Source organism: Bradyrhizobium sp. HKCCYLRH2060 (assembly GCF_051168135.1).
In the GTDB taxonomy this organism is placed as follows: Bacteria; Pseudomonadota; Alphaproteobacteria; order Rhizobiales; family Xanthobacteraceae; genus Bradyrhizobium.
Window position 1 is genome coordinate 45,559 of the sequence record NZ_JBNPUK010000015.1, and the last position, 15,120, is coordinate 60,678.

General features: G+C 65.7%; 18 protein-coding genes. 6 read left to right on the forward strand and 12 right to left on the reverse strand.

Annotation, left to right across the window (positions count from 1 at the left end; all coding sequences use genetic code 11):
- Positions 1-241: 241 nt before the first annotated feature.
- Positions 242-1,912, forward strand: coding sequence for an MFS transporter (locus ACQR10_RS25720; protein ID WP_315801525.1), 1,671 nt, complete (start codon positions 242-244; stop codon positions 1,910-1,912).
- Between the two features lie 106 nt (positions 1,913-2,018).
- On the opposite strand, the gene ACQR10_RS25725 is transcribed toward ACQR10_RS25720, so the two are convergent.
- From ACQR10_RS25725 to ACQR10_RS25735, 3 genes are all read right to left on the reverse strand, one after another.
- Positions 2,019-2,486, reverse strand: a complete 468-nt coding sequence (locus tag ACQR10_RS25725; RefSeq protein WP_316181928.1) for a secondary thiamine-phosphate synthase enzyme YjbQ — start codon at positions 2,484-2,486, stop codon at positions 2,019-2,021.
- A gap of 24 nt (positions 2,487-2,510) precedes the next feature.
- Positions 2,511-3,065, reverse strand: coding sequence for a hypothetical protein (locus ACQR10_RS25730; RefSeq protein ID WP_316181930.1), 555 nt, complete (start codon positions 3,063-3,065; stop codon positions 2,511-2,513).
- Positions 3,066-3,167: 102 nt separating this feature from the next.
- Positions 3,168-3,791: a 2-hydroxychromene-2-carboxylate isomerase gene (locus tag ACQR10_RS25735; protein WP_316181932.1), complete on the reverse strand. Its 624-nt coding sequence runs from the start codon at positions 3,789-3,791 to the stop codon at positions 3,168-3,170.
- Positions 3,792-4,078: 287 nt separating this feature from the next.
- Here ACQR10_RS25735 and ACQR10_RS25740 point away from each other — a divergent pair, with 287 nt between their 5' ends.
- From ACQR10_RS25740 to ACQR10_RS25760, 5 genes are all read left to right on the forward strand, one after another.
- Positions 4,079-4,456, forward strand: a complete 378-nt coding sequence (locus ACQR10_RS25740) for an AtpZ/AtpI family protein (protein ID WP_316182054.1) — start codon at positions 4,079-4,081, stop codon at positions 4,454-4,456.
- Between the two features lie 88 nt (positions 4,457-4,544).
- Entirely contained in the window at positions 4,545-5,288 is a 744-nt protein-coding gene (locus tag ACQR10_RS25745) for a F0F1 ATP synthase subunit A (protein ID WP_316181934.1), read from the forward strand.
- A 40-nt stretch (positions 5,289-5,328) separates the two neighbouring features.
- A complete protein-coding gene (locus ACQR10_RS25750; RefSeq protein ID WP_006615622.1) occupies positions 5,329-5,556 on the forward strand; it encodes a F0F1 ATP synthase subunit C in 228 nt (75 codons plus the stop codon).
- 28 nt (positions 5,557-5,584) lie between these two features.
- The gene (locus ACQR10_RS25755) at positions 5,585-6,160 is read left to right on the forward strand and encodes a F0F1 ATP synthase subunit B family protein (protein WP_316218195.1); all 576 of its coding nucleotides are present in this window, start codon (positions 5,585-5,587) and stop codon (positions 6,158-6,160) included.
- Positions 6,160-6,651 carry a F0F1 ATP synthase subunit B family protein gene (locus ACQR10_RS25760; protein ID WP_315801532.1) on the forward strand — a complete coding sequence of 164 codons (492 nt, stop codon included), beginning with the start codon at positions 6,160-6,162 and terminating at the stop codon, positions 6,649-6,651. Before ACQR10_RS25755 ends, ACQR10_RS25760 begins: the two co-directional genes overlap by 1 nt.
- 106 nt (positions 6,652-6,757) lie before the next feature.
- On the opposite strand, the gene ACQR10_RS25765 is transcribed toward ACQR10_RS25760, so the two are convergent.
- The 9 genes from ACQR10_RS25765 to ACQR10_RS25805 form a co-directional block, all read right to left on the reverse strand.
- Positions 6,758-7,375 carry a hypothetical protein gene (locus ACQR10_RS25765; protein ID WP_315801760.1) on the reverse strand — a complete coding sequence of 206 codons (618 nt, stop codon included), beginning with the start codon at positions 7,373-7,375 and terminating at the stop codon, positions 6,758-6,760.
- A 142-nt stretch (positions 7,376-7,517) separates the two neighbouring features.
- Complete coding sequence (locus ACQR10_RS25770; protein WP_316181937.1) at positions 7,518-8,105, reverse strand: GNAT family N-acetyltransferase; 588 nt, start codon at positions 8,103-8,105, stop codon at positions 7,518-7,520.
- 132 nt (positions 8,106-8,237) lie between these two features.
- Positions 8,238-9,527, reverse strand: coding sequence for a M16 family metallopeptidase (locus ACQR10_RS25775; RefSeq protein WP_315801761.1), 1,290 nt, complete (start codon positions 9,525-9,527; stop codon positions 8,238-8,240).
- Positions 9,527-10,942: a threonine synthase gene (gene thrC / locus ACQR10_RS25780; RefSeq protein WP_316218194.1), complete on the reverse strand. Its 1,416-nt coding sequence runs from the start codon at positions 10,940-10,942 to the stop codon at positions 9,527-9,529. Before thrC ends, ACQR10_RS25775 begins: the two co-directional genes overlap by 1 nt.
- 1,043 nt (positions 10,943-11,985) lie before the next feature.
- Complete coding sequence (locus ACQR10_RS25785; protein WP_316218193.1) at positions 11,986-12,417, reverse strand: carboxymuconolactone decarboxylase family protein; 432 nt, start codon at positions 12,415-12,417, stop codon at positions 11,986-11,988.
- Positions 12,344-12,823, reverse strand: a complete 480-nt coding sequence (locus ACQR10_RS25790; RefSeq protein WP_316218192.1) for a MerR family transcriptional regulator — start codon at positions 12,821-12,823, stop codon at positions 12,344-12,346. The genes ACQR10_RS25785 and ACQR10_RS25790 overlap by 74 nt, the downstream gene beginning before the upstream one ends.
- Positions 12,824-12,979: 156 nt before the next feature.
- Positions 12,980-13,450 carry a hypothetical protein gene (locus tag ACQR10_RS25795; RefSeq protein ID WP_316218191.1) on the reverse strand — a complete coding sequence of 157 codons (471 nt, stop codon included), beginning with the start codon at positions 13,448-13,450 and terminating at the stop codon, positions 12,980-12,982.
- A gap of 118 nt (positions 13,451-13,568) precedes the next feature.
- A complete protein-coding gene (locus tag ACQR10_RS25800) occupies positions 13,569-14,327 on the reverse strand; it encodes an SURF1 family protein (protein ID WP_316218190.1) in 759 nt (252 codons plus the stop codon).
- A gap of 334 nt (positions 14,328-14,661) precedes the next feature.
- Complete coding sequence (locus ACQR10_RS25805; RefSeq protein WP_315717920.1) at positions 14,662-15,051, reverse strand: DUF983 domain-containing protein; 390 nt, start codon at positions 15,049-15,051, stop codon at positions 14,662-14,664.
- Positions 15,052-15,120 lie beyond the last annotated feature (69 nt).

Sequence of the window (15,120 nt, forward strand, 5' to 3'; positions counted from 1 at the left end):
CAGGGAAGGCGGTTAATCCGAACCTTGTGCAACGCAACATCGATAGCGCGACCGCCGCTCAGCGAACTTGATCCGCCGCAATGTCCCCATCTTTCCCGCGCGCCGCAGAGGGCAGAGCCGAAAGTCGTATTGGGGCGGGTTTCACTGCAATGTTACTGAAGAGCAAGGTCTCCGCGACCTGCGCCGTCCAAGTCCGGCATGCGGAGGCGAAAGCCATCATCACAACAATCATGGGGAGCGAATGCCGATGTCAACAATGGTAGCCACACAAGCGAGAGCTGGAGGCATGACGAAGGACGAACGCTTCGTCATTCTGGCCTCCTCTCTCGGCACCGTCTTCGAGTGGTACGACTTCTATCTCTACGGGTCGCTGGCCTCGATCATCGGCGCGCAGTTCTTCAGCGACTATCCGCCGGCCACCCGCGACATTTTCGCACTGCTCGCCTTCGCCGCCGGCTTCCTGGTGCGTCCGTTCGGCGCCATCGTGTTCGGCCGCATCGGCGACATCGTCGGCCGCAAATACACCTTCCTGGTCACGATCCTGATCATGGGCCTGTCGACCTTCATCGTCGGCCTGCTGCCGAACGCCGCGACCATCGGCTTCGCGGCGCCGGTGATCCTGATCGGCCTGCGCCTGCTGCAGGGCCTCGCGCTCGGCGGCGAGTATGGCGGTGCCGCGACCTATGTCGCCGAGCACGCCCCGATGGGCAAGCGCGGCTACTACACCTCCTTCATCCAGACGACGGCGACGATGGGCCTGTTCCTGTCGCTGCTGGTCATCCTGTTCACCCGCACCATCATCGGCGAGGCCGACTTCGCCAAATGGGGCTGGCGCATTCCGTTCCTGGTCTCGGTGCTGCTGCTTGGCGTCTCCGTCTGGATCCGTCTGCGCCTGAACGAATCGCCCGTGTTCCAGAAGATGAAGGACGAGGGCAAGAGCTCGAAGGCGCCGCTGACGGAAGCGTTCGCGAACTGGGGCAACGCCAAGATCGTGTTGCTGGCGCTGATCGGCGCCACGATGGGCCAGGGCGTGGTCTGGTACACCGGCCAGTTCTACGCGCTGTTCTTCCTGCAATCGATCCTGAAGGTCGACGGCTACACCGCCAACCTGCTGATCGCCTGGTCGCTGCTGCTCGGCACCGGCTTCTTCATCGTGTTCGGCATGCTGTCCGACAAGATCGGCCGCAAGCCGATCATCATGGGCGGCTGTCTGATCGCGGCGCTGACCTTCTTCCCGATCTTCAAGATGATCACCACCAACGCCAACCCGGCGCTGGAGAAGGCGATCGAGGCGACGAAGGTGGAAGTGGTGGCTGATCCCGCCGGCTGCGGCGATCTGTTCAACCCGGTCGGCACCCGCGTCTTCACCGCGCCTTGCGACACCGCCCGCGCCTTCCTGGCCCAGTCCTCGGTCAAGTACTCGACCGTTTATGGTCCGGCCGGCTCCGGCGTGAAGGTCACCTTCAACGGAAAGGAAGTGCCCTACACCGATGCGAAGACCAGCAACCCGGCGCTGACGGCCGCGATCGGCCAGGCCGGCTATCCGAAGGCGGGTGATCCGTCGATCGTGAAGATGGCGCATCCGTTCGACGTCTTCCGTCCGCAGGTCGCCGCGATCATCGGCCTGCTGTTCATCCTGGTGATCTTCGTCACCATGGTGTACGGCCCGATCGCCGCGATGCTGGTCGAGCTGTTCCCGACCAAGATCCGCTACACCTCGATGTCGCTGCCCTACCACATCGGCAACGGCTGGTTCGGCGGCCTGCTGCCGGCAACCGCCTTCGCGATCGTGGCCTCGACCGGCGACATCTATGCCGGCCTGTGGTACCCGATCTTCTTCGCGGTGATCACGGCGGTCGTCGGCTTCCTGTTCCTGCCGGAGACCAAGGACGTCGACATCCAGCAGCACTGATCAGGACGCGGGCAGCACCTCCGCCCGCATCTCCTCCGAGCGAACGGCCGCGGATCACTCCGCGGCCGTTCCGCATTTCAGACCCACGGATTTTCTCTTTATGGCCTCAGGCCGCGCCGATGAACTGCAACACCAGCTCGCGCCGATGCGGACGCGCGCGATGCTCGATCAGATAGAGCGCCTGCCAGGTGCCGAGTATCATGCGGCCGTCCTGCACCGGCACCTGCAGCGAGACCGAGCTCAGCATGGTCTTGATGTGCGCCGGCATGTCGTCGGGCCCCTCGGTGTCGTGCACCCAGCCGGCATCCTCCGGCGCCAGCCGCGCCAGCGCCGTGGTGAGATCGTGCAGCACGGTGGGATCGGCATTCTCCTGGATCGTCAGCGACGCCGAGGTGTGGCGAACGAACAGGGTCACCGCGCCTTCCCTGGCGGAGACTTCACGCAGGAATGCCTCGACCTCGCGCGTGAGATCGGTGAAGCCGCGGCCCGAAGTCTGCACCGTCAGAATCGACGTCACCACCGTATCGATCGCAACAACCGAAGGTGCCGTGCGCGAGGCCGATCGTGCCGACATGGATGCAGCCTCCTCGAAGCGGTCTCAGATCCTGCCCGAGACGTCCTTCTGCACCCGCGTCGCCATGTCGAGCAGCCGCCGCCACGCCTGCTCGAGGAACCCCATCATGCGGTCCATGTCCTGGTCGCTGGGCAGCGGGATCTCGAGCTTTCGCGTTCCGTCAGCAGACTTCGACTCTCCGGCTCGAGGCTCCGCCTTCTTCAATTGATCGGACTTGGGCAGCGCCTGGTCCTTCGGCAGCGGCTCGTCGATCTTGCCGGAGATGCTCTGGTCGCGCGACGCGAGCTGGCCCTTGAGCTTTTCATTCTCCGCCTGCAGACGGCCGATCTCGGCGTCCAGCGCGGCGCGCTCATCAGGCACCGCGTAACAGGCAAAGCCCGATCCACTGCTGTTGTTGCACATCGAGACCGCACCGGTCTTGGTATCGAGCCGAATCACGCCGTCCGATGTCGTCGACATCGTGTAGCGTCCCTTGTCGCCGTCAGGCGTTGTGTCCTCGACCGCAAACGCCTCTCCGCCCAGGCAGCTCAACGCCAGCAGCGCGAGGAGGGGCGGCCGGTAGGGCTTCGTGAGACTCATGGCTGGCTCTCCCAGGCGCATTCGCAACCGCCGCCATGCACGCCGACATTGTGTCGCGGCCATGACGTTGCCTCAGGTGCGATCCGCTGCCACAGGCCGCACCTATGTTTCGGACGTATAGGCGGAGCGACCGGATTTCAACGCGTCCGCCAGCAGCTCGAGGCGGTCCTGCCCCCAGAAGATCTCGCCGTCCAGCACATAGGCCGGCGAGCCGAACACGTCGGCCGCGATCGCGTCCTGCCGGTTCTGCTCGTAGGCCGCCCCGACCACGTCCGTCGCCGCCTGCGTCACGAGATCGCGGCCCGGCAGTCCGGCTGCATCGGCCAGGCCGGCGATCACCTCGGCATCCGCAAGATTGAGCTGCTGCTCCCAGATGGCCGGGAAGGCGCGCTGCAGATAGGGCTCCGGATCGAGGCCGGCCTGCTGCGCCGCAATGACGACGCCGTCGGCGAGCCGGGCATTGAACGGCCAGTTGCTCGGCTGGATGTGGAAATCGAGACCGCGCTTGTCGCGCCACCGCTTCAGCTCGACGATGCGATAGCGCTGCCGCGCCGGATGGCGCTTGGCCAGCGGAAGCCCGCCGGTCTCGGCGAACAGATCCACCAGCATGACCGGCTTGAGGTTGACGCTCGCGCCGTGGCTCGCGGCGATGTCGCGGAACAGCCGGTGGCCGATATAGGCCCATGGCGACTGCAGCGAGAAATAGTAATCGATCTGGCGCGACATGCGGGTTCCCGTGATGGTTGGAGTTCAGCGACATCGGATCAGAGGGCCCTGACAGGGGCAAGATCGCAGTTGCACAGAACACTGTTGATGCGGCGCGGTGACACGCGCGACCGATCTGACGAAAAAGCCGAGAAGACGAGCAGAATCAGGCATCTAACAGTTCAACACGCAATCTTGACTTGGGGGGATGCGGTCAGTATGGTCCGCGCGGCTTCAAAGGGCGATGGGGCGCTATTTCCTGACACTCGCGGCAACGGATCGGGTCTCCACACATGGCGGATAAGCACATGGCGGATGGCACGAACGAGAGCGGCGGACACGGGGATCGCGACAAGTCGCCCGATGAGGCTGCGCTTTCCGCAAGGCTCGGAAGTCTCGACCATCGGTTGTCCGAATTTCGCGACGGCCGAAAGATCGGGGCTGATCAACCTGGAAACGGCGGCGGTGACACTGCAGCCCGGGCTTCGGCCATGGCGCGTGGCCTGCGACTGTCCTCCGAGTTGATCGCCGGTGTCCTCGTCGGTGCGGTGCTTGGCTGGGGCTTCGACCGCTTGCTGTCGACATCGCCCTTTGGATTCATCCTGTTTTTCCTGCTCGGCTTCGCGGCCGGCGTGTTGAACGTGGTGAGATCCGCAGGCATAGCTCCCGACAGGCCCCGCCAGTGAGACATGCGCGGAAGACCTCGGCGCGGAAGACCAACGAGTGAATTGCAAAGCGCCGGCGTGGCCGGTGAACAACTGAGACGCCACGCGGATGATCGATCCGATCCATCAATTCCACCTCAACAAGATCTTCACGATCGGCCACATCGGCAATCAGGAGATCGCCTTCACCAATTCGTCCGCGTACATGCTGCTCGCGGTCGTGCTGATCGCCGTCATGATGATGGCCGCAGGGCGCGCGCTCGTGCCGGGCCGGTTCCAGTCGGTGGTCGAGCTGTCCTACGAATTCGTCGCCAACACCATCAGAACCAGCGCCGGCTCGCACGGCATGACGTTCTTCCCGCTGGTGTTCTCGCTGTTCATGTTCATCTTCGTCTCGAACATCGTCGGCATCATCCCCTACACCTTCACCGTCTCCAGCCACATCATCGTCACCTTCGCGCTGGCGCTGCTGGTGTTCCTGACGGTCATCATCTACGGCTTCTACAAGAACGGCCTGAAGTTCTTTAAGCTGTTCGTCCCCTCCGGCATCCCCGCGGTGATCCTGCCGCTGGTGGTCGTGATCGAAATCATCTCCTTCTTCTCCCGTCCGATCTCGCACAGCGTCCGTCTGTTCGCCAACATGCTGGCCGGCCACGTCACCCTGAAGGTGTTCGCGAGCTTCGTGACCATGCTCGGTGCGCTCGGCTTCGTCGGCAAGGTCGGCGCGCTGTTGCCGCTCGGCCTCACGGTCGCGCTGACCGGCCTCGAGCTGATGGTCGCGTTCCTCCAGGCCTACGTCTTCACGATCCTCACCTGCATCTATCTCAACGATGCTATCCATCCGGGCCACTGATCCGGCCCTCTCTACCAAACCCCTCAAAGGAGTTCGTTTCATGGATCCGGTTGCAGCGAAGTACATTGGCGCGGGCATTGCCTGCATCGGCATGGGTGGCGCGGGTGCCGGCATCGGCATCATCTTCGGCAACTACCTGTCGGCCGCTCTGCGCAATCCGTCGGCCGCCCAGGGCCAGTTCGGCAACCTGATTTTCGGCTTCGCGGTGACCGAAGCGCTCGGCATCTTCTCGCTGCTGATCGCGCTGCTCCTGCTGTACGCCGTCTAAGACGGCCTGAGCCGGACAGGAGAAGCCCGTGGCTGAAAGTCATGGCGAAGCCAAGGGCGGCGAGGCCAAGGGCACCGCAAGCGCCCATACGGAGGCCGATAGCGGGCATGGTTTCCCTCCGTTCTCGAAGGAAACCTTTCCCTCCCAGATCGTCTCCCTGGTGATCGCCTTCGTGGCGCTGTACGTGATCGTCTCGCGTGTGGCGCTGCCGAAGGTCGGGGCCGTCATCGACGCCCGCCAGAAGTCAATCGACGGCGATCTGGCTGAAGCGCAGCGGCTGAAGGATGAATCCGAAGCCGCGATGAAGGCATATGAGAGCGAGCTGGCGACGGCTCGTGCCCGTGCCCAGGCGATCGGAGCCGAGACCCGCGAGAAGCTCGCGGCCTCTTCGGACGCCGAGCGCAAGGCGCTGGAAGACAGCCTCGCAGCCAAGCTCGCGGCGGCTGAGGCATCCATCGCCACCACGCGCACGACCGCAATGAGCAATGTCCGCGGCATCGCCGCAGATGCAGCCAGCGCGATCGTGAAGCAGCTCACCGGCAAGGCCCCCGCAGCCAAGACGGTCGAGGCTGCGGTGGATGCATCGTTGAAGGGAACAGCCTGATGCATTTGCTTGCTGATCCGGAAACCTGGGTCGCGATCGCCTTCGTGATCCTGATGGGCCTGTTCGCCTATCTCGGTGTCCACCGCATGGTCCTGACGGCGCTCGACCACCGCGCCGAGCGCATCAGGAACGAGCTGGCGGAGGCCAAGCGGCTCAAGGAAGAGGCGGCCAAGGTGCTCGCCGATTACAAGACCCGCCGCGCCAGCGCCGAGCGTGAGGCCGAGGAGATCGTCACCAGCGCAAAGGCGGAAGCCGAGCGCATCGCGGCGGAGGCCAAGGCCAAGATGGAAGACTTCGTCGCCCGTCGCACCAAGGCCGCCGAGGGCAAGATCGCCCTCGCCGAGGCCCAGGCTCTCGCCGACGTCAGGTCCGCTGCGGCGGAGGCCGCCGTCCAGGCCGCAGCGACCGTGCTGTCGCAGTCGGTCAAGGGCGCTCTTGGCGAAGACCTCGTCGCCAAGGGCATCGCCGAAGTCGGCCGCAAGCTGAACTGAGCGGCAGCCCATCTCATCCATCATCTTCAAAAGGCCGGTGCGATTCCATCGCACCGGCCTTTTGCTATTCACACTCTCCGGCGACCGCTTCGCGCAAGGGCAATCGTCACCTCCGCTTCTTGCCGTGCGGCCGCTCCGGGGTCAGGGCCTGCGGGTCGAAGCCGATGTAGAAGACGTAATTGTCGGCATTGGCGCCGGGCGGCGGCACCGGATAGACCATGTCCTCGGCGACGATCGTGAACGGCACGCTGCCGTCCTCGGTCATCTGCACCGTGGTGCGATACGACTTGGTCGCGATCACCTTCTCGCCGATGCCGCCCTGGACCACGGCAATGCGCATCGGAATGTCGACGCTCGCCGGCGCGCCCGCGGGGCCGGCGACGATGCGCCCCTGAATGCCGATCTTGGCGGTGATCTCGGCCCCGTTGAGATTACATTCCCGCGCGGTCTTGGTGATCGACGCCTGGAACCGGACGTCGTTGCCGACCGCCTGCTTGCCGGGCGCGGCCACGGCGTAGGTCGAGGCGCCGGCGCGAATATTGACCGGCGGACAGGTCAGGCCATCGGTCGGATCGACCGGCGGTCCGCCGCTGGCGGGCAGATTCTGTTGCCCCTTGTCGTCCGAGCCGCCGCCGAACAGGCTCTTGAAGCGGTCGGTCAGCGATTGGGCGGCGGCCGGCGGCGCCGCGCTCGCGGCTCCCAAGGCCAGCAGCACGGCTGCCAACGTCCCAGCCCTGATCACGCTCGTCTCTCGCATCGTCTGATATCCCCGGCAACTCGGTCGCCCAGCCAAGGCGTCTATACCCATTTCAGAGCCCGGAACCAGCCCCGATCGGCCTCTCCCGCGGCAATCACGATCACGATTGCTACCCCCGGAAATCCTCGTGCAGCAGGCCGTAGAGATAATGGTCCTGCCAGACCCCGTTGATGCAGAGGTAGCGACGCGCCAAGCCCTCGCGGGTGAAGCCGCATTTCTCCAGCACGCGGATCGACGGCATATTGGTCGGGATGCAGGCCGCCTCGACCCGGTGCAGATTGAGCTCGCCGAACAGGGTCGGCAGCAGCAGCCGCAGCGCCGCCGTCATGTAGCCATGATGCGCGAACGGCTGCCCCATCCAGTAGCCGATGGTGCCGGCCTGAACGATGCCGCGGCGGACATTGGCGAGCGTGATGCCGCCGAGCATGGCGCCATCCTGCTCGCGGAAGACAATGAACGGATAGGACCGGTCGGCCGAGATGTCCTCGGCATAGCGGCGCAGCCGGCGGCGGAAGCCGGAGCGCGTCAGGTCGTCGGACGGCCAGATCGGCTCCCACGGCGTGAGATAGTCGCGGCTGATCTCGCGCAGCCGCGCCCATTGCGCGTAATCGGCCATCTGCGGCGCACGCAGCAGCAGGCCCTGGCCGCGCGGAGCCAGCGCAGCCGGTCCGTTGGATGGCAAGCGAAACAGGGCCATCTGTGATGCTCCCCCTGCTCTTTCCGGGTCGAAGCCTGCTCCGACCCACCCCAGATCTCCAATGCCGAGATCTCCAAGGCCAAGATCTGGCGAGATTCAAATGCGCGCGGACCGCACCGAGCCGAACCACGCTCAGTGCAGTTGGGCCTTCGATCGCGAACCGGTCAGACCTTCGGCGAAAGTGACCGCCGTGTCCAGACCCCTGCCGGTGCCGAGCGCGACGACCGCCGGCTTGCTGCGTGCGAGCAGCGCCCGCGCCGCATCGCGCGTGCTCTCGACGCTGACCGCCTCGATCTTGGCGACCATCTCCTGCAACGTCTGCGGCCGGCCATAGGCCAGGATATGCCGCGCCAATTGCTCGGCACGGGCGCTGCAGCTCTCAAGCGCCATCAAGAGCCCGGCCTTCATCTGCGCCTTGGCGCGGGCGACCTCGGCCTCGCTCAGGGTCTCCACCGCATTGCCGATGATGTCGACCACGACCTCCATCATCTCGGGGGCGTCGGCCGGATCGGTCCCGGTGTAGAGGCCGAAGAACCCCGTGTCGCTGTAGGGCGCGTGGAACGTGTAGACGGAGTAGCAGAGCCCCCGGTTCTCGCGCACCTCCTGGAACAGCCGGGACGACATGCCGCCGCCGAGGATGTTGGTGAACACCTGCAGCGAGAACAGCGACGGGTCGGCCTGCGGCACGCCCTCGAGCGCAAGCGTCAGATGCGCCTGCTCGAGATCGCGATGCACGACCCGCGAGCCGCCCTTGCCGAACGCCGCCGGCAGCGGCTTCGGCCCCTCGCCGCCATTGAAGCTCGCAAAGCGCTTCGTCACGTCCTCGACCACCCGCTGATGGTCGACGGCACCGGCGGCGGCGACCACCATGTCGGGGCCGCGGTAATGCGTCGACAGATAGCCGTGCAGCTTGTCGCGATCGAACGCCTCCAGCGTCTTGGCGGTGCCGAGCAGCGAGCGGCCCATCGGCTGGTCCGGAAAGCACAGCTCGTTGAGATGCTCGAACACGACGTCGTCAGGCGTATCCTGTGCCGCGCCGATCTCCTGCACGATCACGTTCTTCTCGCGCTCCAGCTCCTCCGGCACGAACGACGGATTGGCGAGAATGTCGGAGAGCACGTCCAGCGCCATCGGCACGTCGGCCTTCAGCACGCGGGCGTAATAGGCCGTGGTCTCGGTCGAGGTCCCGGCATTCAGATCGCCGCCGACGGCCTCAACCGTCTCGACGATCTCGCGGGCGCTGCGCGTCGTCGTGCCCTTGAATGCCATGTGCTCGAGCAGATGCGAGATGCCGTGCTCATCCGGCTTTTCGTCGCGGCCGCCGACGCCGGCCCAGACCCCGAGCGCGGCCGTCTCCAGATGCGGCATCGTGTCGGTGACGACCGTCAGCCCCGTCGGCAGCTTGGTGACTTCCACACCCATCATGCAATTCCCTGCTTGGCGGCCCGGCTGACCGAGCGGATGAACTTCTCCACCTCGGCCTGGTCGTTCCGCATGATCCTGATGTCCTCGCGCCTGCTCATCAGCCCTTCGAGCCACACCGGCAGATGCGGCCGCATCCCGCAGGCGGCCTCGACCGCGTCAGGGAATTTGGCGGGATGCGCCGTCGACAGCACGATGTTCGGCACCGACAGATCCGTGCCGTCGCGATCGGCCACCGCCAGCGCCACCGCCGTATGCGGATCGACGAGATCGCCGGCCTCGCGGAAGGCGGCGCGGATCGCAGCGGCGGTCTCGGTCTCGTCGGCGCGTCCGGCATCGAAATCGGCGCGGATCGCCGCCAGCATCGCATCCGGCAGCACGAAGCGGCCGGACTGCTTGAGGCCGTCCATCAGCCGCCGCACGGTGCCGGCGTCACGGCCGCCGGCTTCGAACAGCAGCCGCTCGAAATTCGACGACACCTGGATGTCCATCGAGGGCGAAGCCGTCGCATGCACTTCGCGCACCTCGTAGATGCCGGTCGTCAGCGTCCGGGCGAGGATGTCGTTGACATTGGTCGCGACGCGCAAGGTGCGCACCGGCAGACCCATGCGCTTGGCGACGTAGCCGGCGAAGATGTCGCCGAAATTGCCGGTCGGCACGGTGAAGTCGACGGCGCGGTGCGGCGCGCCGATCGCGACCGCCGAAGTGAAGTAGTAGACCACCTGGGCGACGACGCGCGCCCAGTTGATCGAGTTGACGCCCGACAGCCTGACCGAATCGCGGAAGCCGTGATGGTTGAACAGGCCCTTCACGATCGCCTGGCAGTCGTCGAAATGACCTTCGATGGCCAGCGCATGCACGTTCGCCGCGCCCGACGTGGTCATCATCCGCCGCTGCACCTCGGAGATGCGGCCATGCGGAAACAGCACGATGAGGTCGGCATTGTCGCGGCCGGCGAACGCATCGACCGCGGCGCCGCCGGTATCTCCCGACGTCGCCACGACAATGGTGGTGCGCTCGCCGCGCTTGGCGAGCACGTGGTCCATCAGCCGCGAGATCAGCTGCATCGCCACGTCCTTGAACGCCAAGGTCGGGCCGTGGAACAGCTCCAGCACGAACTGATGCGGCGCGGTCTGGTCGAGCGGCACCACGGCGGGGTGACGGAAGGTCGCATAGGCCTCGTTGGCCATGCGGCCGAGCTCCTCGTCGGAAATCTCGCCGGCGACGAACGGCTTGATGACCTCGACGGCGACCTCCCAATAGGGCCGGCCGAAGAACGACGCGATCGTCGCCGGCGTCAGCTGCGGCCAGGTCTCGGGCACGTACAGGCCGCCGTCACGGGCGAGCCCGGTCAGCATCACATCGCAGAAGGTGAGCGCGGGGGCTTCCCCGCGGGTCGAAACATAGCGCGTCAAACCGCTCTCCTGACCTGCGTCACCAGGCCATAACCCGTTGATTGAATTCGAAATCGGAACCGCCCGGCGGCAACATGGTCCGGCACCATAATGGTTTTGGACGGGCTGCGAAACCGGTTGTTGCCGGTGGGATCGTCATGGGGACGGGTTACGGCGGCGTTACGGTGACCCGCGCGAGATGGGCAGCCCTGGTCGGTCCACCTCTCCATCCTGCCAGCTCCGCCGTCATCGCCCGATTCACCCGGGCGATCCGGTACGCCGCGGCGACTATGCTCACCCGCGCCGCTGCGGCGTACTGGATCCCCCCCGTCGCGGGGACGATGGCGGTGCTTGCGGCTTTCAGCCGGACACTTCGAACACGCGAACGAACGATGGGATATCGGCACGACCTCTCCACCTCGTCATTCCGGGGCGCGCGGAGCAGCGGTCTCGCGGCGCGATCGGCGCCCGAGCTTTGCGGAATGTCTCCCTCCTTCGAACGGAGGGCGCAGGGAAGACCGGATGCCGGCTGGCACCCGCGGCCCCCGTGCGAACAAGAATGCACGGGGCAGGAACCACAGGTTCAGCCAGAGCGACCCGGCCTTCCCTGCGCGATGGCTTACGACTTATACGCGCTCTCCTCGGTGCACCGGGCTTTTTGGCCACCGTCATCGACGCGATGCATCGGCACCAGCGCCAACTTGATACCAGCGTCGGGGTATCAGGACCACGCGACTTCGCCGTCCGTGCCGGCCGCACTCGTCAGTTGCAGCCGACCCGTCCATCGCATCCCACCTCAACGTCCGTGACGACGCGTACGTCCCTCGCTGGCGAGGCGGAATGGGAATAGACAACCATGATTTCGGAAAAAATGAAAGTAAAAAATTGCCGCCGGTCGATGCTGAACTCATCAGCGCGTTGAGGATGCTTACATAATCAGTTTTCCGGCGCGGCCGAATTCTTGATATCGGACGCCAGCTCATGCCGTTGCGAATAGCCCGTCGGGCGACTCGGGGCAGAATCGCGACGATCGCGGTGGCGAGGCGCGGTGCGTAGCCCGCTAATCAAACCGAGGCGGCCTCACCGGCCTTCGCGTCGGCCTCGGCAAACACCGCCTTGGCTGCGAACAATCCGTTGAGCGCGGCGGGGAAGCCGGCGTAGACCGCCATCTGCATGATCACTTCGGTGATCTCGTCGCGGCTGAGGCCGACATTGAGGCCAGCATGGATATGAACCTTGAGCTGCGGGCTGGCATTGCCGAGCGCGGTCAGCGCCGCGATGGTCGCGATCTCGCGGCTGCGCAGATCGAGGCCGGGGCGTGAATAGATGTCGCCGAACGGAAACTCGATCACGTAGGTGGCGAAGTCCGGCGCGATGTCGGCGAGCGCCGCGATCACATTGTGGCCGGCCTCGCCGTCGATACTATCGAGCGCGCGCCGGCCGCGCGCCAGCCGGTCCTGATCGGTGTTGGCGCCGGATGGCGTGCCGCCCGGCATCGGGCTCGTCGTCGTGGCTTGGCTGGGCGTTGATCGCGTCATCGTCGTTCGTCCTCTCGCTGCTGCCGGCATAGCCGGCGATCTTGCCGTCGAGAACGAGAAGGCAATCCTGCAGGCTGGCGACGCGCGCCCGGACCGCCTCGCGATGACGCTCCAGCAGCCGGCATCGTTCCGGCTCGGTGGCAGCGCCGCCCGCGCGCAGCTCGGCGTAGCGCAGCATGTCCCGGATCGGCATTCCCGTGGCCTTGAGGCGGCCGAGGAATTCGATCCAGGTCAGGATCGATGCGTCGTAGTCCCGCTGGCGGGCATGATCGCGATCGGCCCTGGGCAGCAGCCCGATCCGCTCGTAGTAGCGGATCGTATGGGGCGTCAGCCCCGACTGCCTCGCCAGCTCGCCGATCTTCATGCGCGCTTTATCTCCATTCACGACGCCAGGCAGGCTACGGGTTCGAGCGCGCTCTAAGTCAAGCGCCGTTTTGCCCGCCGTAGCCCGCATGAGCGAAGCGACATGCGGGGGCCGGTGCTGAACCCGCATGTCGCTTCGCTCATGCGGGCTAGGAGGTCATCGGCTGGCGGTTACTGCCTCCACACGCCCCTGCCGAACGCCCAATGTTCTCACGACGTCCTCTCGTCGGTCGAACAGCACCCAAGCCGGATCGCCTTCGGCTGTCATGAAGGATGTCACGTAGAGCTCATCCGACAGACCTACGGCGATTTCGGGTAATCGTCCAACGACCGAAAACTCCACGACGGTCTTGTTACGGATGTGATTAAATGTTGCCGCCCACAAGGACTCCTCGCTCCAGCTTCCGCACAAGATCGACGAGTTGTCTTCGATACGCCAGCTCCACTCGATCATCAGGCCAAACTCTCCCTCCGGATTACCAAGCGTTCCGTCGCGCCGGGTACAGCTGGTGAGATGCCCAAACTCCAAGAAAATGGCCGAGCCAGCGCCTCGCCACACGTGGGAAAGTGGCAACCCGATCAGCGGATCACGGAATGTCCGCAGAAGATCAACACCATCATCACTCAACTTCGGCTCCTAAGACAGCCGCCCGTCTCATCTTGACCAATATTTGACTTCTTAGCAGGCCGCGACATGCGGGATCGACAGCGGCCCCCATATCGCTGTCGCTCACGCGGGCTACGCGTCATCGAGCGGATCTGCGCCGTCCCCTCGCCCACACCGCGAAGGCCACGATCAGCGCCGCGGCGAGTGAGAACCAGGTGATCGCGTATTGCATGTGCTCGTCGCGCAGATGCGGCGACAGCGGACCGGGTTTTGGGATGCCGTTGTCCGGCACCGGCGTTTCAAGGTCGATGTAGAACGGCGCGACCTCGCCCCAGCCGAGCGTCCTGGCCATCGCGCGATGGTCGCGCGTGAACCACAGCCGTTTGTCGCGGCTCTCGGCCGCGGTGAGCAGGCCGGCGGCCTCGGGGAAGCGCAGATAGCCGGTGAAAGTCACGGGCTCGCCGGTGACGAGCTTGCCGACCTGGCGGTCCTGGATGCTGCGTTCCTGCATCGTGTTGGCGACGAAGCCGGCGTCGATCACGACGGTCTCGCCAGACGCCAGGCGCGCGGGGAGGAACGCCCAGGTGCCCGGCCCGGAGACGTCCTCGCGCACGGCCGAGCCGGCGCTGTAGACCATCGCATCCGGCAGCTTTGCATAGGTCGCGGTGAAGCTGACGCGGCGGAACTCGTCGCGCTCCGGCGTCAGCGTGCGCCAGTCGCCCGGCGGGGGCAGCGGTGCGGGTGCGGCAGCGACGCGATCGGTCAGCGCGGCGATCAACGCATGCTTCTCGGCGCGGCGCTGCAATTGCCAGACGCCGAGGCCGATGAACAATGCGACCATGACGAAGGTGAAGGCGGCGAAGGCGCGGGATGAGGTGGTGGGACGGGCGGAGGTCATGCGGCGACTCCGACGCTGCGCGCCGGCTTGAGTTCGATGGTGTCCACACGCGTGAGATAGCCTCCCGCTTTCACCGCGCGGACAGTGCGCTCCCCTCCCCCTTGCGGGGAGGGGTTGGGGGTGGGGGTGCCCCAGCAAAGACTGCCGTTGAGGCTACCCCCCTCCCCAACCCTCCCCCACAAGGGGGGAGGGAGCGCAGCGTGTTTGCGGCGAGGGCTTACCTTTTCTTCCGCGTCCGGAAGCGGCTTGACCCATGTCCCGGGAGACAGACCGCAACGGCAGGACCTGAGCAGCGCTTCAAAACCGGAGCGCCGCTCCGCGGAACTCGGACCGTTCATCGCGGCGTCTTGTCCACCAAACGGCCGGGGGCGGCCTTGTGGTGGAATTGCAGGGCGATCAGCAGCGATTTCATCGCGCGCAGCGGCAGCAGCGTCGTCACCAGGATCAGCGGCCCCCAGAGCGCGGCATGGACCCAGAACGGCGGCTGATACTTCACCTCGACGATCAGGGCGGCGCCGACCACGATGGCGCCGGCAAGCATCATGATGAAGATCGCCGGACCGTCGCCGGTGTCGATGAAGGCATAGTCGAGATCGCAGGCTTCGCAACGCTTGCGCAGGTTGAGGAAGCCGTCGAACAGCTTGCCCTGGCCGCAGCGCGGGCAGCGGCAGGCGAGCCCGCGCAGGACGGTCTGGGCCAAAGTGACGGGCGGATGCGTGGTCATGGTGTCTTGCCCCTGGGCGGCCGGGCGGCGCCCCCTGGTGATACAACCGGAGGCGGCGACGGCGGATCA